The 25,103-nt window shown below is 58.9% G+C and carries 13 protein-coding genes; 10 read left to right on the forward strand and 3 right to left on the reverse strand.

The annotated features are described in order from the left end of the window. Nucleotides 1-9: 9 nt before the first annotated feature. Entirely contained in the window at nt 10-1,890 is a 1,881-nt protein-coding gene (locus ACWUI2_RS08170) for a carbohydrate ABC transporter permease (RefSeq protein WP_486982362.1), read from the forward strand. A gap of 128 nt (nt 1,891-2,018) precedes the next feature. Here the strand turns inward: ACWUI2_RS08170 and ACWUI2_RS08175 are convergent, their stop codons facing one another. After that, on the reverse strand, nt 2,019-3,059 hold the full coding sequence (locus tag ACWUI2_RS08175; RefSeq protein WP_486982363.1) for a LacI family DNA-binding transcriptional regulator: 1,041 nt from the start codon (nt 3,057-3,059) through the stop codon (nt 2,019-2,021). A gap of 169 nt (nt 3,060-3,228) precedes the next feature. Between ACWUI2_RS08175 and ACWUI2_RS08180 the strand changes: the two genes are divergently transcribed. The 3 genes from ACWUI2_RS08180 to ACWUI2_RS08190 all read left to right on the forward strand — a co-directional run bounded on the left by ACWUI2_RS08180 (nt 3,229) and on the right by ACWUI2_RS08190 (nt 11,071). Continuing rightward, nucleotides 3,229-4,020, forward strand: a complete 792-nt coding sequence (locus ACWUI2_RS08180; protein WP_486982364.1) for a PEP-CTERM sorting domain-containing protein — start codon at nt 3,229-3,231, stop codon at nt 4,018-4,020. Between the two features lie 42 nt (nt 4,021-4,062). Further along, nucleotides 4,063-6,708, forward strand: a complete 2,646-nt coding sequence (locus tag ACWUI2_RS08185) for an alginate lyase family protein (protein WP_486982365.1) — start codon at nt 4,063-4,065, stop codon at nt 6,706-6,708. Nucleotides 6,709-6,874: 166 nt separating this feature from the next. Next, nucleotides 6,875-11,071, forward strand: a complete 4,197-nt coding sequence (locus ACWUI2_RS08190; RefSeq protein ID WP_486982366.1) for an alginate lyase family protein — start codon at nt 6,875-6,877, stop codon at nt 11,069-11,071. Between the two features lie 139 nt (nt 11,072-11,210). On the opposite strand, the gene ACWUI2_RS08195 is transcribed toward ACWUI2_RS08190, so the two are convergent. Further along, nucleotides 11,211-12,017 (reverse strand): PEP-CTERM sorting domain-containing protein, encoded by an 807-nt coding sequence (locus ACWUI2_RS08195; RefSeq protein WP_486982367.1) that lies wholly within the window; start codon nt 12,015-12,017, stop codon nt 11,211-11,213. A 151-nt stretch (nt 12,018-12,168) separates the two neighbouring features. Continuing rightward, on the reverse strand, nt 12,169-13,182 hold the full coding sequence (locus tag ACWUI2_RS08200) for a LacI family DNA-binding transcriptional regulator (RefSeq protein WP_486982368.1): 1,014 nt from the start codon (nt 13,180-13,182) through the stop codon (nt 12,169-12,171). A gap of 312 nt (nt 13,183-13,494) precedes the next feature. On the opposite strand from ACWUI2_RS08200, the gene ACWUI2_RS08205 reads away from it, so the two are divergent. The 6 genes from ACWUI2_RS08205 (at nt 13,495) to ACWUI2_RS08230 (ending at nt 25,056) form a co-directional block, all read left to right on the forward strand. After that, complete coding sequence (locus ACWUI2_RS08205) at nt 13,495-17,028, forward strand: alpha-amylase family glycosyl hydrolase (RefSeq protein ID WP_486982369.1); 3,534 nt, start codon at nt 13,495-13,497, stop codon at nt 17,026-17,028. A gap of 270 nt (nt 17,029-17,298) precedes the next feature. Further along, nucleotides 17,299-19,383 carry a carbohydrate-binding protein gene (locus ACWUI2_RS08210; RefSeq protein WP_486982370.1) on the forward strand — a complete coding sequence of 695 codons (2,085 nt, stop codon included), beginning with the start codon at nt 17,299-17,301 and terminating at the stop codon, nt 19,381-19,383. 38 nt (nt 19,384-19,421) lie between these two features. Further along, nucleotides 19,422-20,141 (forward strand): type II secretion system protein, encoded by a 720-nt coding sequence (locus tag ACWUI2_RS08215; protein ID WP_486982371.1) that lies wholly within the window; start codon nt 19,422-19,424, stop codon nt 20,139-20,141. A 262-nt stretch (nt 20,142-20,403) separates the two neighbouring features. After that, nucleotides 20,404-22,014: an alpha-glucosidase gene (locus tag ACWUI2_RS08220; protein WP_486982372.1), complete on the forward strand. Its 1,611-nt coding sequence runs from the start codon at nt 20,404-20,406 to the stop codon at nt 22,012-22,014. Nucleotides 22,015-22,039: 25 nt separating this feature from the next. Next, the gene (locus tag ACWUI2_RS08225; RefSeq protein WP_486982373.1) at nt 22,040-23,155 is read left to right on the forward strand and encodes a Gfo/Idh/MocA family protein; all 1,116 of its coding nucleotides are present in this window, start codon (nt 22,040-22,042) and stop codon (nt 23,153-23,155) included. A 23-nt stretch (nt 23,156-23,178) separates the two neighbouring features. Continuing rightward, nucleotides 23,179-25,056, forward strand: a complete 1,878-nt coding sequence (locus ACWUI2_RS08230; RefSeq protein WP_486982374.1) for a glycoside hydrolase family 13 protein — start codon at nt 23,179-23,181, stop codon at nt 25,054-25,056. Nucleotides 25,057-25,103 lie beyond the last annotated feature (47 nt).

Below are 25,103 nucleotides of genomic sequence, written 5' to 3' on the forward strand. Positions count from 1 at the left end.
TTCGAAACCATGCCCATCTTTCTCAAAGTCGAATCCTCGTCCGTCAAAGGCCGATTGTTTCACACCGCCACCATCGTGGCTCTCTCCATCGGCGGGTTCACCATGATTTACCCGTTCCTGCTGATGATTTCGGGGGCGTTCCGTAGCGAGCTCGATGAAAACGACCTCGATTTGGTACCCGCCTTTTTCGTCCGCGAAGAGGTCCTGTATCAGAAGTTTCTTGAGTTTAAATACCAGCAGGAAATCGGCGATTACAACCGGGCCCATATGCGGCGGGATTTCGCCTTTCGTTTTGTCGACGCCCCGACAGACGTCTCGTCGCGGGCGGTGGAGGATTTTCGGCGGTTTTTCGAGGAGGAGGCACTCCCCCGGCACTGGCAGGTCCTGGGCGGGGTGTTCGGCACGCGGACGGTCCCGGAGAATCTCCGGGAACTCCGGCGGCGACTGGCCGCCTCCTATGACGGGGACATCGAGCGTTTTTCGCGCGATGTCGGCACGTCCGTCGCCAGTTGGACCCAAGTGGTGTTCCCGCGAGTGGAATGGATGTCCTACCGTTTCGACCTCGAAGACAACATTCTCTCCCGGGAATATTACGGGCTCCTGGAGGAAGCTCCATTCGCGAAGAGGCAATTGGTTTCGTTGAGCGGGTTTTTCCTGGAGTTGGTGGTGTATCCGAATTACGGGAACGTTGAAACGGTCAACCGCGAGTTCGGGTTGGAGCTCGCATCGATGTCAGAATTCCGACTCCCCCAGACGGTTCCCGGCACCGGACGGCCGGGGACGGACCAGTTTCGCCAGGAATGGATCGATTTCATTCTCCAGGATTTGAACACCTCGTTCGTGGTGTTGGCCGAGGAGTACCGTGAGCCGTTTCAGCAATATCTCCGGGAACAATACGAAGACCAAATCGGCGATCTGAACGTGGTATGGGGGGAAGCGTTCGATGGATTTGAAGCGGTCGAATTGCCCCAGGGGCGGTATCTTTCCGGCGGCGCCCGCACCGACTACAACGAGTTCCTTGCCACCATCGATCCGGAGGCATGGAGTCTTGTGGGGCCTGAATACGCCTGGAGGGATTGGTTGATCCAGGAGTTCGAAGGCGACATCGCCGCCTTGAACGCGGCTTACGGGCGAAATTACGGGGGGTTCGACGAAATCTGGATGCCATTCGCCGAGTTGGAATTGACCTATGCCCGGGAAAACAGCGGGTCCCTGCGGCGGACCTTCGCGGCGCGCAATTTCATCAACGTTTTCGACGCGGTTTTTGTGGAAGGACGGATCTTCATCAACACCGTCATTTATTGTTCGCTGGCGGTCTTATTTGCCTTGTTGGTCAATCCGCTCGCCGCCTACGCGTTGTCCCGTTTCCAGATTCCCGGGACATATAAGATTCTTTTGTTGATGATGGCGGTGATGGCGTTTCCGCCGATGGTGACGACCATTCCGGTCTTTATCATGATGCAGAACTTCGGTTTGATGAATACCTTCGCGGGGCTTCTCCTGCCGACGATCGCTAACGGGTATTTGATCTACCTGCTTAAAGGCTTTTTCGATTCGTTGCCCCGGGAATTGTATGAGGCGGCGCAGATCGAAGGGGCGTCCGAATTTCGGATGTTCTTCTCGATCACCATGGCCCTGAGTAAACCGATTTTGGCGGTGGTCGGACTGACGGCGTTCAATGCGGCCTACACGGTGTTTCTCTTCGCCTTGATTATCGCGCCGGAGCAGGACATGTGGCTGTTGTCGGTTTGGCTTTACCAGTATCGGGCCACGGTATCGACCGGCGGTGTTTTCGCCTCGGTGCTGGTCGCTTCGATTCCGCCGATCCTGGTTTTCCTTTTCGCGCAAAACATCATCCTCCGAGGCATCGTGGTGCCGGTGGAGAAGTAGCTTTCGCAGGCTTTCGCCGGGAGGCGAAAGCATAGACGATAGCAAATAGACGATAGACGATCCGTGGAGGTCCTATCGTCTATTGTCTATTGTCTATCAGCTATCGTCTATGCGCGCGGAGCGCGCGCTCACCGCTCGCCGCGCGTCGTCCAGCCTTGGCGCCAAGTGCCGTCCTGGAGGACGATTTTGCGTTGTTTCGGAATGCCGCGTTCGTTTCGGTGGAGTTGCTCCACCACTAACTCGATGCCGAGTCCGCCCAACACTTCGGCCCCTTCGTCGACTCCGGAAAACGTGTCGTGCTCCGGGTGCTGCCCCATGGTGGCGAACCCGATATCGTCCGGAACCTTCAATTCGAGTTCGGTAAACGATTCGAGGATCGGGGGACCGTAGGAACTGATCACCGCATCGGGACGGTAGCGTTTCATCCAGGCGAAGAAAGTCTTCTCGAACGTCGGGGTTGCGAAAAGGCAGACTGGGACGTTCTCCCTGGCGGGACGTCCGAGGTGAGATTGGAGAAAGGCCGCAGCCCAGATCCGGCCGACCCGGGTGTTGAGTTCGTCGCTGATGCAGAATCCGATCCTCCGGTAACCTTGTCGTTTCAACTGGGCGAGCGCGGTGAGCATGTTGCCGAAATTGTGATGGGCGGCCATCGACAAGTAGTCGGCCACGGAGTAACCGAGCGCCGCGACCGCGAACGGGCTCCAATCGAGTTCGATCGGACCGAAACCCTTCGGCAGCGGCGCGATCAAGATCCCCTCGACGCCTCGGGTCTGGAGTATTTTGCTCAAACGTCCCATGGTCATGCCGGGTTCGCGCACGGAAACCGGTTCCACTTGAAAACCGAGGTGTTCACCTCGTTTCTTGGCCCCGGTGAAATATTTCTCGTGGAGAATTCGGCGCTGCCACGGTGCGTCGTCGGTGTTGGTGTTGAGAAAGGCGATCGAGCAGACCCGTTTGCGGGCCTTTCGACCGGTCGCCCGAAGGTTGGCCATGAGCGCGGAAACCATGGGATTCGGACGGTAACCGAGGGCTTCGGCGGCCCGGGTGACCTTTTCCCGGGTGGCGGGCGGAATCGAGCGGTCGCTTCGTAATGCCAACGAGACCGTGGCCGGGGAAACCCCCGCCGCCTTGGCGACATCGGCCATGGTGCATGATCGGGGTTTTGCCATGGAGGAGGATGATTGGGAGGAAAACGGCGAACGACAAGGACGAACCGGTCGATTACTGAACGGTATTAGTGATAAGTATTTTGCGGACGACCGTTGTTTGGGGAAGTCTTGTGGCATCGGAGAGCCAGAATTCTTCCGGCTCCTGTGCAACCCTACATTTCAAGCTCCTATGAAACAAAAACTTCTACGTTTTTCATTCGCCCTCAGCGCTTGCGTCTTCTTCTCCGGCATCGCTTCCGCCCAGCTACTGTACCACACCGATTTCACCGGAACCAACGGGACTCGACCGGCGGATTGGGAGTTTGTGACGGACCCGTATGAAAGCACGAATATTCAGAATGATGCTCTGAGGGTATTGCGGCCGGCCATGCCCTCCGGCGCGGGGCTTCGAACAACGGTTGTTTTCGACGGTATCGATCTAAATGATGGCAGCCCTTATGATTGGGCGAACTATACCGTGCTGACGCGTTTGCAGGGATCGAATTTCACCATCACCGCAAACAATCTTTTGCAGGGGGTCGTCGCTCGGTTCGTTGATGAGGAGAATCCGGGCTATACCGCCTCCATTCAAGCCGGAAGAATTGAGATTTTCCGCAATCCGACCAGCCTCCAGAACAACGCGGGAACGATTCTCCAATCGTCCGACCTCACCCAATCACTGGCAAACAATACTTGGTATTGGCTTCAGTTCACGGTTTCGGGCAACAATCTAAGTGCCTCGGTCTATCTGGATGATGGCGGGGAGGTCGGGAATTCGATTGGTTTTGTGTCGGTCGTGGACTCAAACTACTCGACAGGCACCGCCGGAATCCGGGTTGGCCTTACCGGAACCAACGATCGGTCCGTCACCTATGACAATTTCTCGGTGATCCCCGAACCGTCGACCTATGCCGCGATGGCGGGCGGAGTGGTTTTGTTGCTGGCGTTTGCCCGCCGGCGGCTGAAAGCTTCCGGCAATTAGTGCGGCGAAAATAAGGGGAGGCGACTCCGCGGACTTCTGGCGATGCCATTTATTGAAATACAGACTCATCAATCGGCATTCCGGGGAGACAATTCGGAGGCCGTTCCACCAGCCGGGCGCCGGGCCTTGGCGCTCCTGGTGGCGCTTCTCCTTTCGGTCGCTTATGGAGGCTGTTCCGAACCCGCCGGTGGTCATCCGAATCCGGACTCGATGAACGGCCCCTTCCTTTTCGCCGACGCGTCCGATTTCGCGGCGATGAACCGCCTCGCGGAGGAAAACGATGCGTTCGCCGAGGCCCGGACGGCGCTTTTGAATGACGCCAACCGGGTGCGCCGGGCGGTCGAAGGCCGGGATTTCGATGTGTTTTCGGCAAACGGGCCGTTTCCCATTCCCGGCTCTGGATATGCCAGTTTCGCGGGCGGCTTGCGCGATCTCGGGCTGGCGTATTCACTGACCGGTGACAAAGGATACGGTGCTCCCGCCGCCGCCGGACTCCTGGCTTACGCGCGAGGTTACCGGGAGCGGTGGACCTCGTCGCTCGGAGAGTCGGGTTGGCTGATTCAACTCGCCTGGGCTTACGATTTGGTGCGCGACCGGCTGAACGCCCGGGAAACCGCCGAAATTGAGGAGCTGTTTCGCAGGTCGGCAGCGAGCATGAGCGAGACCTCGCGCGGCGGGATGAACTGGCAGGCGCGGATCAACGCCGCGATCGGTCTCGCCGGATTGGCGATTCGCGACGAGGAGATGTTTCACCGCGCGGTCTACGGTGAGGAGCGAGCCCGGAAAGTCGCGGCAGACGGCCGGGAGCCGGATTTGATGAGTTACCTTGGGCATGGCTTCGTCGACCACATAGCGTATTCGATTATTGGTGACGGAATCTGGTTCGAGCAATCGATTTCGTATCATTACCTTTCGCTACAATATTTGGCCCTTTTGGCGGAGGCGGCGACGCGGCAGGGGATTGATTTGTTTGCCTTCGAGAAGGAAGGCCGGTCGCTCCGGCAGGCGGTGCTTGCCCCGATCTATCATGCCTACAGTTCCCGCCGTCAGCCGACGTGGGGGGATGCCGATCCGGAACAATTGATTTCAAATTGGGTCGCTTGGTATTATGGGTTGACCGCGGCGCGCTACGGGGATCCCCGGCTCTTATGGCTGTGGAATCAGGCGCCTCCGCGATTGAGTCGCGACCAGCGATATCCGCGTTTGCTCGTGTTATACGCGTTGCATCAGACGGAGATTCCAGAAGCTCCGTCCGCGCTCCAGATCGGCACCGGGCGTTTCGCTCCGGAAGGGTGGAACCTAAACGGAAACACTCTTCTCGCCGGGGTCGGAATGGGGGTTCTTCGCGGTGCCACGACCGATGATATGGACAACGGTTTGGAGGCAAGCTTCGTTTACAAACCCTACGGGGTGATCGCCAATCATCAGCAAGCGGACAATCTCGGTATCGAGATCGTCGAACGGGGGCATCGCTGGATTCCAAATATTGGAAAGACTGGAGGTTACGGTTCATCCCTGCATCAGGAATGGGCAGTCCATTCGATCTCGAGCAACACGGTGATCGTCGACGGTGCTTCCCAATTGCCCCAAGGCGGTGCTACGAACGTCCGGCATACCCGCGACCGGGGACGGCAGGTTTCATCCGGCCAGCTCCGGCAATTTGCGGCATCGCCCCGGTTTGCCGTCATGGCAGCCGAAACCGCCAATGTTTATCCCGGGACCGTGATGAACCGGATTCTCGTTCATGGAGGCGATTATCTGATCGACCTCTTTGAAGTCGCGTCGGACCAGGATCGCACCTTCGATTGGGTGTCGCGGGTCGATGGGAAACTCGAGTGGTCGTCGGCGGAAATTCGCGACGGGGCCGGTCCGCTCGGAGGCGCTTCCGGATACCAGCATCTCCGGCAGATCCGCCGGGTGGAGAACGGGACCGTTTGGGGATCAGTTTGGACTCATGAGGATCGCAGGCTGGCACTTCGCTTGGTTTCGCCGAATGACGATGCTGAGATTTTTCTGGCTGAATCGCCGTTCGACGACCAACGAGAGATTCCGGCGGTCCTGGTGCGGGCGAAGGGGAGGACCGCACGCTTCCTGGCGATTTACAATCAGGAGGAGGATTCTTACCGGTCGGAACCGCGTCTTCGTCTCCTCCAGGTGAACGATCTGGAGGACGGGGGTCGGTTCGTCGAGATCGGGTTCGGAGACGGGGTTGGCGGACAGCGAGACAGTATTCTGATTTCGGGTACGAACGGCCGGGCTGAAACGGATCGGTTTTCGATCGAAGGCGTGGCGGCAGCGGTTCGATTTGACGGAAAGGTACTGACGGACATGGTGTTGGCGGGTGGCTCCCGTTTCCAAAGCGAGTCCCTGGAGGTGAGGACCGAGGGGGATGGGATCGGATTCGGGTGGCATTGGATGAAGCCCGGGATGGCGGTGATCACCGCCGGGGTTTTGCCGTCGGTCCCGGACCAAACGATGACGGTTGAGTTGCGATTGCCCGCCGACTTCGACGAGGTTGTCCTTTATCAGTTGGATGAGGAAGGGCGTCGGCTCGATTCGCAGCCGATCGAGCGACGAGATGAAGCCGGGTTTCACCGGGCCGTGCTCGCGTCGGCCAGTCATTATTTAATCGTAAATGCCTCGCGGGAGGCTCCCGGTTTTGTTTCCGGCCTGGTCCGGGAGTTTTAATCGCGAACATAAACCTACATTCCGCAATTGAGATAGCCGCGAAAAAGCACAAGAGGCACAAAAAAAGGAAAGAGACAAGAGTAGGAGGGCGGGAACTTTTTCAATGAACTTCTTTGATTGAAAATTTTGCGCCTTTTCACGGCTATCAACTGATTTTTAAGGATAGATGAAAACCTGTTTAAGATGCGCCTGCGTTTTTTGGGTCACCTGGGTCCTGTCGTTAACGGTGCTGAACTCGGAGACTCTTCCCTGGGCCTGGCACGAGAATGAGTTCCGGGGAACCAACGGCACAATTCCGCCGGGGTGGACTCATCTCACGGATCCCTATGAATCACTTTCGTTGCACAATGATACCCTGCGTTTTTTTCGCCCGGGATTGGCCGTGTCGCGGGGGCTTCGGGCGACCTCGGTGGTCTCCGTGTCGGAAGGCGAAGGAAGCGATCCGGCGGACTGGTCTGACTATAAGGTCATCGCCCGTCTGCGCGGCACGGATTTCACCATCGCGGCGGAAGGGCTCCTGCAAGGAGTCGTCGCCCGTTATGCCGATGCGGATCATTCTGGGTACACCGCCTCCATTCGCGCCGGTCATATCGACATTTTTCTGAATCCCGGCGGCAACCTTGAAACCAGTCAAGGGACCCGAATCGCCAGTGCTCCGTTGAGCGCGACCTTGCAGAACGATACTTGGTATTGGCTCTTTTTCGAGGTTTCGGGCTCGACCTTGACCGCTCGTGTTTTCACCGACGTCCGCGGGAGCGCCGGATTGGAGCTGGGGAGGGTCAGTGTTAACGACGGGACCTATTCCGTGGGTAACGCGGGGGTGCGAATCGGATTGACCGGTACCGGAGATCGCTCCGTTTCGTATGATTTCTTCGCCGTGGTACCGCCGGCTCCCCATCATCCTTTTCTTTTTGCGGGAACGGACGAGTTCGCGGAGATGAATCTGCTGGCGACCCAGCGGTCGGACTTCGCCACGGCCCGGTCCCGTTTGTTGAACGATGCTGATCAATGTCTGGCCGCCATCCAGTCGGCCAGTTTCACCCTCTTCAGTTCGAGCGGGCCGTTTCCGGTGGATGGTTACAGTTATGCCTCGTTATCGGGGGGATTGCGCGACATCGGCCTCGCCTATGCCTTGACTGGTGATGCGGCTTATGCCGATGCCCTGCGGGATGCGATGTTGGCCTATGCCCGAGGGCACAACCCCGGGTGGGCCTCTTCATCGTTAATCGGCTCGGGCTGGCTTCATCCGCTGGCGTGGGCTTACGATCTTTCGTATTCAGAGTTTAATGCCGCAGAACGGCGGGAAATTGAAGGGATGCTGCGGACGGCGGTGCATGAACTTTGGAATAACGCCCGGGGCGGAATGAATTGGCAGGCGAGGATCAATGCGGCGGTCGGATTGACCGGCCTGGTGATCGGGGACGAAACCATTTACCGCAATGCGGTATTCGGCGAGCAATCCGCCCGCCAGGCGACCGCATCCGGTATCCCGCCGGTATTAATGGGCTTTGTTAATCACGGGTTCAGAGATCACATCGGGTATTCGTTGCATGGAGACGGCATGTGGTTCGAGCAATCGATCTCGTATCATTATCTTGCCATGCATTACTTGACGCTCCTGGCGGAAGCGGGGACGCGACGCGGGCAGGATTTGTATGCGATGGAATACCGGGGGCGAACGCTTCGGGATGCGCTGAATGCGATCCTCCATCACAGTTACAGCGGAGGGATCCAGCCGGTTTTTGCCGACGCCGATCCGGAAATTTTGATACCGAATCTGGCCTCCTGGTTTTTCGCGTTCGGAGCTCGGCGGTATGGGGATCCGGCTTTTGTTTGGATCTGGGAAGACACGCCTCCCCGGTTGAGCCGGGATCAGCGAATGCCCCGGTTGCTCGCCCTATTCGCGGCGCATGAGGCGCCGTCGTTGGAGCCCGGCTTTCGCTTCCGGACCGGGACGCAACGATTCGCCCCGGAAGGGTGGAATCTTTTCGGAAGCACCCTGTTCGGTGGGGTGGGGATGGGAGTTTTGCGAACTCCCGCTGCCGGGGAATGGAACGCCGAGACCGCGTTCATTTATAAGCCGCACGGAGTTCTGGGCAACCATCAGCAAGCCGATAACCTTGGCATTGAGATTTCCGATGGGGAACACCGGTGGGTTCCGAATACTGGAAAAATCGGCGGTTATGATTCGGTGCTTCATCAGCAGTTTGTGATTCATACTCTCTCCGCAAATACCATCGTGGTCGACGGGATCTCGCAAAATCCGCAGGGAACGATCGACAATTTGCGTCACACCCGGGACTCCGGTGGACAGGTTTCCCGTGGAGAGTTGGTTAGTTTCGCCGCTTCACGGGCGTTTTCGTTCATGCATGCCAAGACTTCGGCGGTCTATGACGGAGTCGATCTGCAACGCCGGATCCTGAGTGCCGGAGATTATGTGTTGGACGTGAGTCATGCCCGCTCGGATACGGAGAGAACCTATGATTGGGTGAGTCGGTTCGATGCTGAGTTGGAAGGCGGAAACGGGGGGTTGGAGAGCCGTTCGACTACCTTGGGGAACGTTTCCGGTTATCAGCATCTTTCGAACATCCAGGCGGTTTTTCCGGGGGCCAGGCAAGAGGATCCGGATGGGTGGTTGTATTTACAAAATCCATACGATGGGATTAGTCTCTATGGAAATACTCTTCGGGTCGAGCGACCGGCGGGCGGTGCCGGACTGCGTGCGTCGGCGGTTTACGTCGGGCAGGACCTCCAGGAGGGCGATCCGGCGACGTGGACGGATTACCGGGTGAAGACGCGTTTGCGGGGCAGCCATTTTACCATTGCCTCGACCGCCGTGTTGCAAGGAATCATTGCTCGCTACGCCGGAAGTGGAAGTCAGGGCTACACCGCATCGGTCCGGGCGGGTCAGGTGGAGATTTTCCGCAATCCCACGGGAAGTTTGCAGACCGGCCAAGGCTCCTGGCTGGGTGGTGCCCCGCTCAGCCAGGCCCTGGACAATAACACCTGGTATTGGTTGGAGTTTGAGGTCGTCGGTGAAACGCTGACGGCGGAAGTTTTCCTGGATGACGAAGGGGAGCGCGGCACGAGGATCGGAGCCGTTACCGTAACGGATGCGACCCATGCGTCCGGGACTGCCGGGGTGCGGGTGGGCTTGACTGGTTCGGACGCCCGTTCGGTGTCGTATGATTCGATCTCGGTCACTTCGGCCGATGGTGACTTGCTTTACGAAGAGCGGTTCGAAGGGGACCGTTGGATTGCCGAATGGGGGCATGGGGAGAGGCGAATGCGTTCGACTCTCCTTTATTCTGCGGGGACGGCGCTCTACTTGACCGAGGCTCCCTGGCGGAACGATCGACGGTTGCCGTCGCCGGTCGTGAGACGTCAAGGGAAGGAGGCCGAGTTTGTGATGTTGTATTCGTTTTTTGAATCAGAAAATCCCTCGGCCAGCCTCGAATCCGTTGTTGGGGAGACGGCCGGAGCGCCGGTGGAAGGGGGCGGTTTTCGGATTGAGCGATGGGATGGAGAGATCGCCGTGGCCGACACGGTGCTTTTCCAGGATGGCATCGACGAGAAGTGGGCGGAGGGAATTCACTACCGCGGAAACGCCGCCCTGGTTCGGGCGAGGGGAGGGGTGCGGACGGATTTCCTGTTGGTCGGTGGAGATCTTTTGGCAGCGGAGGAAGTCGCCTTGCGCTCCCTCGATGGGGAAATCGACATGGGGTGGAGTCGGTTGACGCCCGGATTGGCGGTTTTCAATCGGGGGTTGGCCGGGGATACCTTGGGTGACGTTACGGTTTCGGTGGATGGAGGCGCCGGGTTTGCAAATGGAACGGTCTACGAACTCGATGGGGAGGGACGGGTACTTGGCGAAGTCTCTGTGCAACATGCGGGGGATGATCTGGTCTTTGCGGCGCGGGTGGCGACCAATTACGCGATCCATGGGAGCGGGGCGGTTCCGGTTCATTTGCCGGGAATGGTGCGGGAGTTTAAGGCATCTGAACCGTTGGTTGAGATGTTGCCGGAGAGTTGGCAGCTTTACTTTTTCGGGGAGGGGGGAGTCGATCCTTATGAGGATGCGGATGGCGATGGCACCTCGAATTGGATGGAGTATCTCGCCGGCACGGATCCGACCGATTCGTCGTCGGTTTTCCGGGTGGAGATTCTCGGGAGTGGTGACGGGTTGATGCTGGAATTCGACACGGTCGCGGGGCGTTTGTATCGAATTTGGGGGAGCGCCGATTTGGCGACCTGGGAGGTGATAGACACGTTGTCCGGTGATGGAAGCCGACGACAATTCGAGGTTCCTGGCGTACTGGAAGTCGATTCATTTTTCCTCCGGGTGGAGATCGCGCTGGAGTGAAGAGGGGAAATAGGATGGGCAAAATCATGGGCTGGCAGAATCATTTTCCAGAGCCATAGATAGGTTCCGGTGGGGTACAAAAAAACACGGAGAACTTACGCTCTCCGTGTTTGGTTTTGATGGAGGAGGGAAAAGAGGATCAGGCGGCTGTGGCTTGAGTGCGGCGTCGGTAGGCGAAGGCCCCGAGGAGAGCCAGGCCACCGAAGATGGCGGCGTAGGTGGAGGGCTCGGGGATGACTTGGAGGTTGTTCACGTAAATGTCGTTTCCGCCGCCTCCTCCTGCGCCGGCGTGGAAAATGCGAAATGTTTCAAGGGTACCGGCGACTGAGCCGGAAACATTCGGGCTGCTGGCATGAATACCGCTAAAGGAAAAATCAACGTTTCCTCCATTCTGCGTGAAGGTGAGCGAAATGACTTCACCGTGTTCACGCTGCCCTGTCCATCCTGTTTGAGGCGCACTTCCGCCGTTCCATTCATAACCGGCACCATTGATGACAAGATAGAAAATCTCATTACCAAAGGCCCCCCCTAAGGTGATGCCGCGATTGCCTCCGTCGTAGCGAAACGAAAAATCAAAAGAGAGCTGCGATCCATCATGCCAGACGCCGGTGTCAAAACCACGGATCGCTTCCGCAGACCCACCATCGTTATTCCAAATGCCGAAAGCATAGCCTGCCGTATCGATGGTGGTTGTTCGCCAACCTCCTTGAGAGGAGGAACCGAGAAAAAATCCACTCGTGCTGTTCCCTTCTCCATCGACGCTAGTGTTGAGGACCCAAGGAGTGAACCCATACCCCCCGTTCGATCCGTTCGTCCAGTTCAGGTAATTACTGGCGTCGTCGCTGGCGAGGAATTGGGAATGCAGGAGCGGTTGGGTGGCGAGCAGGGCGCTGGTGGCGCAGAGCAGGAGGGTGTGTGTGGGTCTGCAGGTCAGGGTGAGGTTCATGGGAATATTAGATGATTGTTCGGTTGCCCTGGAACGGGTGCTCCAGAATTAAACAAATGGATATTACACGCAAGGCAGGGACGGCAATGCGATTCGGCGCGAAGACGGTTAACAGTTTAGCAGAATCGGCGGCGCGAGCCGGGCGTTGCGTTCAATCCGCCGTCCGGACGGAGGGACCGGTTTTCCAGGTGCTGTGGATGAACATGCATTTCTGGAAGGGGGGAGGAGAGTATTCGTTGCGATGGAGTTGGCCGATCAGCATGTCGATCGCCACCCAGCCGACCTGTTCGTTGTTTTGGTCGGCTCCGGCCCAACCGTCGAGGCAGGCGGACCAGTCGAGATGGGCGAGACCGATGTCGTCCGGGATTTTTCGTCCATCCGCTTCGAGCCACGCTTTGATTTCGTGATGGAGAGTGAGGATGGCGTCGGGGCGATGTTTTTCGATCCATTGGCGGAAGGCTTTTTCGGCGCCTGGACGGTAATCGAAGGGCGGGAGGCGGCGACGGGCGGGGAGTTTCTGTTGGGCGAGCAGGAAACCGCCGAGGAAACGGTTTTCAACCAATGCGTCGATCTCCGGATTGATGCAGAGGGCGGGGCGGCGGTAACCGAGACGGGTCAGTTCATCGACCGCGAGGACGGAGGTGGCGAATTGATTGTTCAACACGCAGGAAAGGGCCGGGTCGCCCGGGCGTTCGCCGAGTCGGACTACTGAAGAGCGTCGCCAGAGCGGATCGAATTCCGCCGGGATTTTACCATCCTTGAACGGACCGATCACCACCACTCCCTGGATCCGGCGGGCATCGAGGACTTTTGTCAGTCGATCGGGCGAGAATTTGGCGTCGGGCAAGCTGAAGATATCGAACCCGTAACCGAGTTCGGCCGCTCGGGCGCGGCAGGCGCTCAACCATTGGCGAAAGGTAAACACTTCGAGGCATTCCCGGAGTGGTTGGGTCAGCACGGCGCCGAGGGTGCTTTGGTAACTGGCGGTCTTGCTGGCCCGGACTTGGGCAATCAGCGTCGCTACCACTGGGTTAGGCCGGTAACCGCTTTCCGCCGCCAGCGCCTTGATCCGTTCCCGGACGGGCGGACTGATTCGCGGGTGATCCCGCAAGGCCAGGGAAACGGTCGCCGGAGAGACCCCCGCCATGCGGGCCAGTTCTCGCATCGTTAAGCCCATGACTCTTGACGGTGGTCGACCCGGGGTGAATGTCGAGGATTATCGGCATGGGCCCCGGCGACCGCTGGAGGCCGATAATCGGGGCTGAGTCACGGGGCGGAGAACCCGTGACGACGCCATTTGAGTTAACTGTCAACTGCCCGGACTCTCGCCGTCCCGTGTCGAATGGCATGGTATGGTTTCATCCTTTCTCTCATGTCGCCGGAACCGATTGCGGGGACGTGGGGTCATTTGACAACTGCTGGCACTCTCGTCGCCTGGTCGGTTCGGGTGCTTCGCCTCATATTCCCGCTGATAAAGATGAAACAGATGATAAGCTCCTCCCGAGTCAGACCCCATCCGGACCACGCGCAGGCATGGTCGGGTGTGTCCCCGTGGACGCCAACCGATTTCGCCTTCGCCAGGACGCTGCTTTTCTTGTCTTGCCTGGTCCTTTTGTTTCTCGCGGGGCCCGAAAGCCTGGCGCAATCGGTCCGGCCGGGCATGGGTTCGATCCCTTACGACGGAGGCGTCACTTTCCGCGTTTGGGCCCCCCATGCCACCAGCGTGTCGGTCCGCGGGCAGTTCAATCAATTCGGGGAGACGCCACTCGTCTCCGAAGGCAACGGCAATTGGTCGGTCGACGTGCCGAACGCCCGGGCGGGACAGCGTTATCAATATTATCTGAATGACGAGCTTTGGAAGCGCGATCCGCGCGCCCGCCGGGTGACGAGCTCCGTCGGCGACTCGGTGGTCTACAATGTGAATGCGTTCGACTGGCAGGGAGTCGAGACTCCCAAGCCATGGCGCAACGACATGGTGATGTACCAAATGCACGTGGGAACCTTTGCCGGGACACCCTTGGTCGGCAATTTCGACCGGGCCATCACGCGGCTGGACCATCTTCAGGATCTCGGGATCAATGTGATCAAGCTGATGCCGGTCAACGAGTTTGCCGGGGATTACAGTTGGGGCTACAATCCTTCCGATCTGTTCGCCATCGAAAGCGCATACGGAGGGCCGGACGCTTTCAAACGATTCGTCCGCGCCGCCCACGAGCGCGGCATCGCGATCTTCATGGACGTCGTTCACAATCACTACGGGCCGAGCGATCTCGACATGTGGCGGTTCGATGGCTGGCACCAAAACAATCTCGGCGGGATCTATTTCTACAACGATGCCCGAGCTCATACCCCGTGGGGGTCGACCCGTCCGGATTTTGGACGGCAGGAGGTCCGCGACTTTATCCGCGACCAGATTTTCATGTTCGTCGAGGAGTATCGGGTCGGCGGCTTCCGCTGGGACTCGGTCGTCAACATGATCAACGATGACACCGGGCAAAACGTCAGTGGCCGCAATCTCCTCATGGCCATCAACGACGAACTGGCTTACTTCCATCCCCATGTGGAACGGGGCGCCGAGGATCACGCGTTCGATTTTCCGATGAATTTTCAAAACGTCTGGGATGTCGGCTGGCGCTGGGGCTTGCACGGGCAGATCGTGGCGGCCGACGACGTCCACCGCAATATGAACACCGTCAGCCAGCTGATCAGCAACGGTGCGGGTCATCACCGGGTGATCTTTACGGAGGCCCATGATTATATCGCCAGGAACCATAACCGCAGCCGCATCCCGAGCGAAATCAATTCGACCGATCCGGAAAGTATATTCGCCCGGCGGCGCGCTCTGTTGGCGGCGGGAATCGTGATGACTACCCCCGGACTGCCGATGATTTTCCAAGGCCAGGAGATGCACGAGACGCAGGCCTTCCACGACGACACCGCGCTGCGTTGGGAGCGTGCCGAAACGCACGCCGGGATCGTCCAGGCCTACACCGACCTGATTCATTCGCGACGCAATCTGCGCGGCGGCATGCAGGGGTTGAAGGGAACCGGTGTCAACGTCCACCACGTCGACAACACCAACAAGGTCGTCGCTTTCACCCGCTGGGACGCCGGGGGCCAGACCGACGACGTCGTGGTGGTGGCGAATTTCTCCAACACCACCTGGGATAATGGCAGTTACATGATCCAGTTTCCTTCCGCCGGGACGTGGTACAGTCACTTCAACAGCGACTCCGAAACGTATCAAAGCGATTTCACCAATGTCGGTTCGGAGGAGTTGATTGCTTCGGGGGGGACGCCCACGGCGGGGGTGAACATGGGTCCCTACAGCCTCCAGATTTTCTCGAAACAACCGCCTGCCGCCCCATCCGCTCCCGTGGTCGCGTTCGATCCGGCCGAGCCGGTCGGTTGCGAACCCGTGACCATTACTTACAATGCCTCGGGACGCGTTTTGGATGGCGCGGCTCAGATATTTATCCATATCGGGCGCAACGGTTGGCAGGACGTGATCGAACCGAATCCGGAGATGATTCCGGTAGGGAACGGGGTTTGGGAATACACCTACCAGATGCCGGGCGAGACCACTGAGCTGAACCTGGTGTTCAATGACGGTTTGGGGACGTGGGATAACAACAGCGAACAGGATTGGACGCTGGCGATCGCGGATTGCGGTTGGGTGGAGCCGGGACCGCCGGCCAGGATCGTATTCTCGACCCCGACGCGGACGGTTACCGAAGGCTTCGTCTCCGACCTGATCACAGTGGAGTTGCAGGACGGTCTCAGGCAGGGGACGACGAGTGAGGGGACGACCCTCATTACCCTCGGCAGTGATCATCCGGGAACATTCCGGAATGCCGGAAACACCGCCGACATAACCAGTGTGACGATCGGTGACGGACAGTCCACCGCCAGTTTCCGCTACATTTCCGACACCGTGGGAACCCACCTGCTGACCGCTTCCCATGCGACTTTGACGGCAGCGACCCAAGCTCTGGCGGTTCGTTCGGCGACCCTTGGATCGCAGGTCTACCACGATCCGGTCGGCGACGTCTTTACGACGGCTGGCGAAGGCATCTTGGATATCACGAGCGTGGAAGTCAGTCACACGGCTACGGATCTCGTGTTCAAGATCACGGTGGCTGGGAATCCGACCGCGTCCGAGTGGGGCAAATACCTGATCGGCTTCGACACTGGTCCCGGCGGCGACACCGCCGGCAATGGATGGAGTCGGCCGATAGCGATGAGTTCCGGCATGAACTATTGGGTCGGCGCTTGGGTGAATGAAGGAAACGGTGGCCAACTCTGGAATTGGACAGGCGAAAACTGGAATCCCCAAGCGGACAGCGGTGGTGATGGCATCAGCGTCACCAAGGACGCCACGACGATCCAAATTCGCATCGCCATCGCGGAATTGGGGCTGAGTCTGGGCGACGGGTTCTCGTTCGATGTTTACACGACCACCGGCGACGCGGGAATTGGCGCCATCGACTCGCTGGCGAATCCGAATCAGACCATCGATGACTGGAGCGGGAGTTACGATTCCGGCAGCTTGGTCATCGAATACACCCTCGCCGAAGCGCCCGGAGATCCGTGGGAGACCGACAGCAACGGCGACGGAATTCCCGACGGCTGGTATCAGCAATACGGATTCGACCCGCACGGCCCGTCCATCGCCGATCTCGACAGCGACGGCGACGGATTCACCAACCGGCAGGAGTTTCTGCTCGGCACCGATCCGACCGATCCGAACTCGCGCTTCCGAATCGTGAGCTTCGACTTTGATGAAAATGGTCATCCCCGGCTGACCTGGACCTCCGTCGGCGGCCGGACGTATCGGGTGGAATACACCAACGATCTCTCCCAAGGCTTCGGCGAAGCGGCCGTGTTCGATGAAGATGCGGTGGACGAAGGGGTGGAGACCACCCGGACTTATGTCGACGATTATTCCACCAGCGGCGGACCGACGGACTCCGGTCGCCGGATCTATCGGATCCGGCTGGTGACGAATTAAACAATGACGGAAGGGGTCTGTGAGTCATGAGCGCCAGCCTATTTCGGACAAAGCCTCCAGGACATGCGGCGTCTTCCGCGATGCTAAACTGTTAACTGAATGGGTTCTCGCGAACGGAGGCGAAATAGAATGAGATATATGTATGGTGTAATCGCGACAGCTGCCAAAGAAACGATGAACCCCCCGTTAACCAGTCAGAATTGCTTTCCGGACGCGGCGCAAGAAGGCGCCGAGCGAACTTCCTTCGACCAATCATCAACCAAATCATCCATGACCTCCCTGAATTGCTCCCAAATGGTGAATCCAACCGGTTCCCCTCTTATCAAACTGCTGAAACTCCCATCTCTCCTCGGCCTTGCGTTGGGGCTGGCGGCGGTGTCCCATGCCGCACCGAGCGTCGAGTTCGACCCGCCCGCGCCGCAGGGATGCGAGCCGGTCACTATTGTCTATGATAGCACGGGTGGCCCGTTGGGAGGGGAGTGGGATGTCTACATTCATATCGGGCGCAACGGATGGCAGGATGTGATCTCCGTGCAGATGCGTTATATGGACGAAGTCGAGGGTGATGACCTTTGGGAATACATCTTCGACACTCCTCCCGATACCTATGAAATCAACTTTGTCTTCAGGGACGCTTGGGAAACCATCTGGGACAACAACAACGGAGAGGCGTGGCATCTCTCCTACACCGATTGCGGCATAGCTCCTCCGCCGGTGTTGACGTTCGATCCGGCCCAGCCGAACGGTTGCGTGCCGGTGACGATCACCTACGACGCGACCGGCCGGGTTTTGGAGAACGCTTCCCAGGTCTTCATCCACATCGGCCGGAATGGATGGGATGATGTCATTGTCCCCAATCCGGCGATGACCTCTCTCGGCGACAATCGTTGGGAGTATACTTACCTTATTCCGGGCGAGACCACTCAGCTCAACATGGTCTTCAACGACGGCGCCGGGGAGTGGGACAACAACAACAATATGGACTGGGCGCTGGCGGTGACGGAGTGCGACTGGATCGAGCCGGGACCGCCCGCTGATATCGTTTTTTCGAGTCCGGGCCGGACGGTTCGGGCGGACGTCACTTCCGAACTGATCACGGTGCGTTTGCGGGACGACCGCCGTCAATGGACGACCAGTGAAGGGATGACCGTAATCGACCTCGGCAGCAATGAGTCTGGAACTTTCCGGAACGCGGACGACACGACCGACATCACCAGCGTTTCGATCGCAAACGGCGAATCCCAAGTGAGCTTCCGTTACCGGTCGGGTGTCCCGGGTACGCACACGTTGATCGCTTCCCACGCTAGTCTGACGGATGCGACCCAGGCCCTGACGGTTCTCCCCCCGGGTCTGGGATCGGAAGAATTCGCCGACACGGTGGGCGACGTGTTTACCACGGACGGAGGTGGTATCCTCGATATCACGCACGTGGAAGTCAGCCACACCACCACCGATCTGATCTTCGCCATCACGTTGGCGGGAGATCCCGTGGCGGAGCCCTGGGGCACTTACTTAATCGGTTTTGATACGGGTCCTGGCGGTGACACCGCCGGCAATGGATGGGGCCGTCCGATCAGCATGAGCAGTGGCATGAATGCGTGGATTGGCACATGGGTGAATAGCGGAAACGGCGGCGAGGTTCACGTCTTTGACGGGGAGAATTGGCAGCGGCGGAGCGCGTCCTGGAGTGACAACAACCCGGATGACATCCGAGTCACCAAGGACACGACCACCGTCTATATTCGGTTTGAGTTTGCCGGTCTTGGCCTTAGCCTGGGCGACACCTTTTCGTTCGACGTCTACGCATCCACCGTTGATGGAGGCATCACCGCCATCGACTCGCTGGCGAATCCGGAACAGACAGTCAGTGACTGGGGGCAGCCTTACGTCGGCAGTCTGCTGGTGCAATACACCCTGGAGAATCCGGACGATCCATGGTTGCGGGACAGCAACGAAGACGGCATCCCCGATGGCTGGTATTTGCAATTTGGATTCGATCCTTACGGCCCCTCCATTGCCGGCATTGACAGTGATGGCGACGGCTTCACCAACTGGCAGGAGTTCCTGCTCGGGACCGATCCCACCGACTCGAGCTCCCGTTTTCACGTGATCGATATTGCCGTCAACCAAGCCGGTCATTCGTCGGTGACGTGGGCCTCGGTCGGCGGGCGCACCTACGGGGTCGATTACACCAACGATCTGAATCTTGGCTTTACCCAAGCGGCGGTGGTGACGGAGGAGGCGGTGGCCGACGGAGTGGAGACCACTCGGACCTTTGTGGACGATCACTCCTTGACTGGCGGCCCGACCGACACCGGTCGCCGATTCTACCGCATTCGACTCCTGACAGAGTAGGGTCGCGGAAATTCGAACGAAGTTAACCCATCCTTGTTATGAACTCTATCCATGATTCAGGGCCTGCCAGAGTGAAGGCGTTCACCTTGATTGAACTCCTCACGGTGATCGCGATCATTGGAATCTTGGCGGCAATCCTCATTCCTGTGGTGGGCAGGGTCCGGGAGAGTGCCCGCGCAGCCCAGTGTATGTCAAATATCCGTCAGGTCTCGTTGGCCATGTTGGCGTTTGCCGATGATAATAACGGCATTCTTCCAACATCCGGAGGCCTGGACGGAGGAGACGGGGAGAAAGAAGCAACGGACTGGATTCTCTGGCGCGGTTACCACCCGGTGACCAATACCACAAAGATACGGCAGTCGGCCATCGTGCCGTATCTCGGGGGGAACTTCTCACCCGACATCTATCGCTGCCCGTCCGACGACAATGCCGACAACCGGGCCTACAAGTTCAGCTTCACGCTGAATCGGGCCCTCGGGGAAAGAAACCCGACGTTCACCTTCGCGCAACTCGACGGACGCGTCCACAATGTGATCGATCCCTCGCTGATCATTTTGCTGGTGGAAGAGGCAAATCCGAATGACAGTTCGGCGGTCCTCCACGCCAACGATGACAGTTTGGCGGAACGTCATAGCGGACGCGGACATGTCTCGTTTGTGGATGGGCACGTGGGCCTGGTGCATCCCGAATTCGCCAGATTTCCCGGTCATTGGAATCCGTTTCACACCGGGGGGCGTCCCTACGACGGACCCCGCTGATTTACGGCGGAGGTTCGAGCGCCTCCAGTCTTCTCCTCCCGGTCCCGGAGGATTAAATGAGTTGACCTCCCATTTCCGGGGAGTCGCGCCTTCATGACTCGTGCGGGAAGGGACGATAGACACATTAGCGGCTTACGAATTCGTTGAGACAGACTTTATGCAAAGTGATGCACCACATCAGGTAGGCGATTCTGCCGTCCCTCATCCAACGTCGTCGGTTTGGGTCCGGCGGGGCGGGGGAAAATCGTGGTGGGTCGATACGGTGGTTTACCAAATTTATCCCCGTTCCTTTAAGGACTCCAATGGCGACGGGATCGGTGACCTGCCGGGGATCATCGACAAGCTCGATTATCTGAAAGCTCTGGGCGTCGGCACGCTCTGGCTTTCGCCGATCTTCGCGTCTCCCAACGACGACAATGGCTACGACATCTCCGACTACGATGCCATCCATCCCGAGTTTGGCACGCGGGAGGATTTCCAGCGACTGCTGGACGAGGCGCACGCCCGCGGGCTTCGCGTGATACTGGACCTGGTGGTCAACCACACCTCCGACGAGCACCCGTGGTTTCAGGAATCGCGGTCCTCCCGGGACAATCCGAAACGCGACTACTATTACTGGCACCCGGGCAACGACGGAGGCCCGCCGAACAATTGGGAATCCTATTTCAAGGGTTCCGCCTGGGAGAAAGACGAAGCGACCGGCGAGTATTACCTCCACCTTTTCTCCCGCAAACAACCGGATCTCAACTGGACCAATCCGGAGTTGCGCCGCGAGATCTACCAGATGATGCACCGTTGGCTGCGGATGGGGGTCGATGGTTTCCGCCTCGATGTGATCAATTTTCTGGCCAAACCGGCCGGCTGGCCGAACGCGCCGGGCGAGGCGGTTGCCGGACTTGTTTTCGGCGGCCCCCTTTACGCCAATCAGCCTGGCATCCACGGTTACCTGCAGGAGATGAACGCCCAAGTGCTTTGCCACTACGACATTCTGTCCGTGGGAGAATGCCACTTCATCAACCCCGAAATTGCCCTCGAATACGTGGCGGAAGAACGTCGCGAACTCGATCTGGTATTTCTCTTCGATGTCGCCTACGAGCCCGACCGCAAACGGCTTCTCGATCATGTCGACCGCTGGTATGAGGCGTTCAAAGGACGCGCCCCCACCACCATTACGCTGAACAATCACGACACTCCCCGCCTTGTATCCAAATTCGGCGATACCGGACGATACCGCGAGCGATCGGCCAAACTTTTCGGCACGTTCCTCCTCACCGCGCCGGGCGTTCCTTTCGTCTACCAGGGTGAGGAACTCGGCATGACCAACGTCCGCTTCGACTCGATTTCCGCCTACCGCGACATCGAAATGTTGAACCGCTACCGGGTTCTGCTCGCCGAAGGTCTCAGCGAAAAGGAGGCTTTGGGCCGGCTCACACCCGCCTGTCGGGACAACGCCCGGACTCCGATGCAATGGAGCGCCTCCCCCGAGGGCGGATTCACCCGCGGAACCCCCTGGATTGGAATCAATCCGAACCACGTCGAGATTAATGCCGAGGACCAGGAGAGCGATCCGGAGTCGGTGTTGAATTACTACCGCAAGCTCCTGGCCTTGAGGAGCAAGTATTCGGCGCTCCGCGACGGCGAATACACCCGGTTTGAAAGCGGGGTCGAATCGGTCTTCTTTTATGAGCGACGGAACGCCTCGGCTCGGTTCTGGATTCTATTGAATCTTTCCGGCGAAGACGTTTCGTTGGATCTATCGTCCCCGGACGCGGGTCTGATGAAATGTGTTCTCGGAAATATCGCAACCGGATCGACATTTTCGTCAACCATGAGACTCGCTGCCTGGGAAGCGCGGGTCTATCGTGAAATTTAAATTTCTCCTTCATCATTGATCTCACATGAATAGTAAGAAGCAGGTAACCATCGGTATCATCGGACTCGGTTGGCCCGGCCAACGGCATACGGAAGCGGTTTTGGCATCCTCCCACGCGAGACTCCATGCCGCCGCCGACACCAGTGCTGAACGCACGACCGCCTACGCCGAGAAACACCCGGGGGTGAAGGTTTTCAGCGATTACGAGGAGATGCTGGCCGACCCCGAGCTCGACGCGGTCGTCGTCTGCCTGCCGAACTTCCTTCATTTTCCCGCCACCATGGCCGCCCTGCGGCACGGGAAACATGTGTTATGCGAAAAGCCGCCGACCATGAACCGCGAGCAGATGCGGGAGATCCGGGCCGAGGCGGACAGGCGCCAACTGGTTTATGCGTTCGGCCGTCAGATGCGTTTCAATGGACGGATGAGCGTCGCCCGGGAAACCGTGGCGAACGGCAGACTCGGGCAGGTCTATTTCGCCCGGACCCACTGGCTGCGATCGCGCGGCATTCCGATCGGGATCGGCGGATGGTTTGTCGATCGCGCCAAGGCCGGCGGCGGCGCCGTGATCGACATCGGTATCCATGCTTTGGATTCGGCGTGGTATCTGATGGGATGTCCCCGTCCGAAAACCGTCTCGGCGCAAGTTTCCACCAATTTTCCGGGACTCGTGCCTCCCGATGTCCGCTTCGACGTCGACGACACCGGTTTCGCTTTCATCCGTTTTGCCAACGACGCGGTGATGCACCTGGAAGTCTGTTGGGCGGCGAACCTGCCGGACGACGTCCCGGAGAATTCCCCCAACCGACGGGAGTCGATGAAGACCGTTCTTTTCGGTCGGAAAGCGACCTTGCGAGTCGATCCGTTGACCCTCTTCGAAGACCGGGAGGGGACCTTGGTGGACATTCCGATGACGGCCAAAGAAGGGAACGGATTCGCCGAACAAATGGAGGATTTTGTGCAGGCCGTTCTGACCGGCGGCGAGCCGATCAACAGCGCCACCCAAGCCCTCTATCTGATGGAAATGCTCGATGCCATGTATGAATCGAGCGCGACCGGCCGCGAGGTGGTGATCCCGGATTTGACCGCCGAACCATCGCCGGCCCCAGTCGCACTCGAACCCGCCGAGGCCACGCCTTGAGGGGCCGGCCCGACTATCGACCGATGATTCGTCAATTCTCTCTCCATTCTCTCTTCCTCAGTCTCGGCCTCATCCTGGCAGGGTTGGGGGCACCGGTATCGGCCGCACCCGCCCCCGACCATTGGGCGGTGGACGCGGTCTGGTACCAGATCTTCCCGGAGCGTTTCCGCAACGGCGATCCCTCTAACGACCCGCCCCGCGAATCGCTGGAGAAACCGATCCTGCCGTCGGAAAATTGGCGAACCACCCCGTGGACGGGCGACTGGTATGCCCGGGATGCCTGGGAGAAAGAACTCGGACCGGACTTCTTTGATCACGGCGTCTTCCATCGGCGTTTCGGCGGGGATCTCCAAGGGGTGATCGACAAACTCGATTACCTGCAGGAATTGGGGATCACCGCGATTTACTTCAACCCCGTGTTCCATGCCCGCTCGTTGCACAAGTACGACGCGAGCAGTTTTCATCACATCGACCCGTATTTCGGTCCGGACCCGGAAGGGGATTTGGCAATGATGGAAGAGGAGACCGCCGATCCGGCCACCTGGCAGTGGACGTCCGCCGACCTCCTCTTCCTCGATCTGATCCAACAGGCCCGGGAACGGGGCATCCGGGTGATCATCGACGGAGTGTTCAACCACACCGGACGCGAGTTCTGGGCCTTCCGGGATTTGCGGAAGAACCAGGCCCGATCCCCCTACGCTGATTGGTACAAGGTGGTGCGCTTTGGCGACGATCCGGAGAATCCGGAAGAAGGTTTTGAATACAAAGGGTGGTGGGACTATCTGTCGCTGCCGGTCTTTGCCCGCTCTCCCGAAGGGGACAATCTGCACGCCGGCCCGAGGCAGCACGTCTTCGATATCACCCGCCGCTGGATGGCGCCGGATGGAGACGTGAGCCGCGGAGTCGACGGCTGGCGGTTGGACGTGGTCAAGGAGGTGCCGGTCGGATTCTGGCGCGAATGGAACGCCTTGGTGCGGGAGATCAATCCGGAGGCCTACACCGTCGCGGAAATCTGGTACGATGCCCGCGAGATCGTGGACGACGGGGGATTCTCCGCCGCCATGAACTTCCACGGCTTCGCCATCCCGGTTAAAGGCTATCTGATCGACAACACCATCACCCCAAGCGAGTTCGCCCGCTTGCTGGAGGAGCGCAGGGAACCGATGTCTGCGAAAATGGCTTTCACCAATCAGAATCTCATCGATTGCCATGACACCGACCGGGTGGCCTCGATGATCGTCAACCGCCGTCACCGGGGGTATCGGAATCCCGATTGGTTCGACTACGACGAAATGTCGTCGGTCAGTCCGCGGCGCTCCGACGACTACGATCTGCGCAAGCCGAACGAAGAGGAGCGGCGTATCCAAAAGCTGGTGGCGTTCTTCCAGATGACTTACCTCGGCGCCCCGATGGTCTATTATGGAACTGAAGCCGGCATGTGGGGGGCGGATGATCCCTGTGACCGCAAACCGATGGTTTGGCCGGACCTTGAGTTCGATCCCGAAATCCGCGATCCCCGCGGGTTCGAGCGACGGCCCGACACGGTCGAATTCGAACAGGGCCTTTTCGGTTTTTACCGGAGTGCGATCGCCTTGCGCAACGATCACGCGGTCTTGCGGCGGGGCGATTTCCGCCTGGTGGCCGCGCTTGACGAAGCGAATGTGCTCGCCTTCGCCCGCGTTCTCGGCGACGAGCGGATGATCGTCGTGCTGAATCGGAGTCGGGAGACTCAGCGTGTTCGTCTTCCGCTGGAGAACGAATTGAGAGGAGGGCGCCGCGCCGGGATCACACCCGTCTTTTCCACCGCGGGCGATGTCGAGGCGTTGGGTAGTCGCCTCCGGCGCGGTTCGCTGCAAGCCGACCTGCCCGCTCTGAGCGGTGCGGTTTTTCTGTTGGAGTAAGGCATGGCGATGATTGCTTTGACTGAGGACACACCCCACCGCTCTGG

This window comes from Verruconatronum alginivorum (assembly GCF_056590205.1).

What these genes read in the sequence shown, in the direction of transcription:
- ACWUI2_RS08170 (WP_486982362.1), top strand. Translation starts at nt 10, where the DNA reads ATGCCCATCTTTCTCAAAGTCGAATCCTCGTCCGTCAAAGGCCGATTG.
- ACWUI2_RS08230 (WP_486982374.1), top strand. Translation starts at nt 23,179, where the DNA reads ATGATTCGTCAATTCTCTCTCCATTCTCTCTTCCTCAGTCTCGGCCTC.
- ACWUI2_RS08210 (WP_486982370.1), top strand. Translation starts at nt 17,299, where the DNA reads ATGACCTCCCTGAATTGCTCCCAAATGGTGAATCCAACCGGTTCCCCT.
- ACWUI2_RS08185 (WP_486982365.1), top strand. Translation starts at nt 4,063, where the DNA reads ATGCCATTTATTGAAATACAGACTCATCAATCGGCATTCCGGGGAGAC.
- ACWUI2_RS08180 (WP_486982364.1), top strand. Translation starts at nt 3,229, where the DNA reads ATGAAACAAAAACTTCTACGTTTTTCATTCGCCCTCAGCGCTTGCGTC.
- ACWUI2_RS08190 (WP_486982366.1), top strand. Translation starts at nt 6,875, where the DNA reads ATGAAAACCTGTTTAAGATGCGCCTGCGTTTTTTGGGTCACCTGGGTC.
- ACWUI2_RS08205 (WP_486982369.1), top strand. Translation starts at nt 13,495, where the DNA reads ATGAAACAGATGATAAGCTCCTCCCGAGTCAGACCCCATCCGGACCAC.
- ACWUI2_RS08225 (WP_486982373.1), top strand. Translation starts at nt 22,040, where the DNA reads ATGAATAGTAAGAAGCAGGTAACCATCGGTATCATCGGACTCGGTTGG.
- ACWUI2_RS08195 (WP_486982367.1), bottom strand. Translation starts at nt 12,017, where the DNA reads ATGAACCTCACCCTGACCTGCAGACCCACACACACCCTCCTGCTCTGC.
- ACWUI2_RS08175 (WP_486982363.1), bottom strand. Translation starts at nt 3,059, where the DNA reads ATGGCAAAACCCCGATCATGCACCATGGCCGATGTCGCCAAGGCGGCG.
- ACWUI2_RS08215 (WP_486982371.1), top strand. Translation starts at nt 19,422, where the DNA reads ATGAACTCTATCCATGATTCAGGGCCTGCCAGAGTGAAGGCGTTCACC.
- ACWUI2_RS08200 (WP_486982368.1), bottom strand. Translation starts at nt 13,182, where the DNA reads ATGCGAGAACTGGCCCGCATGGCGGGGGTCTCTCCGGCGACCGTTTCC.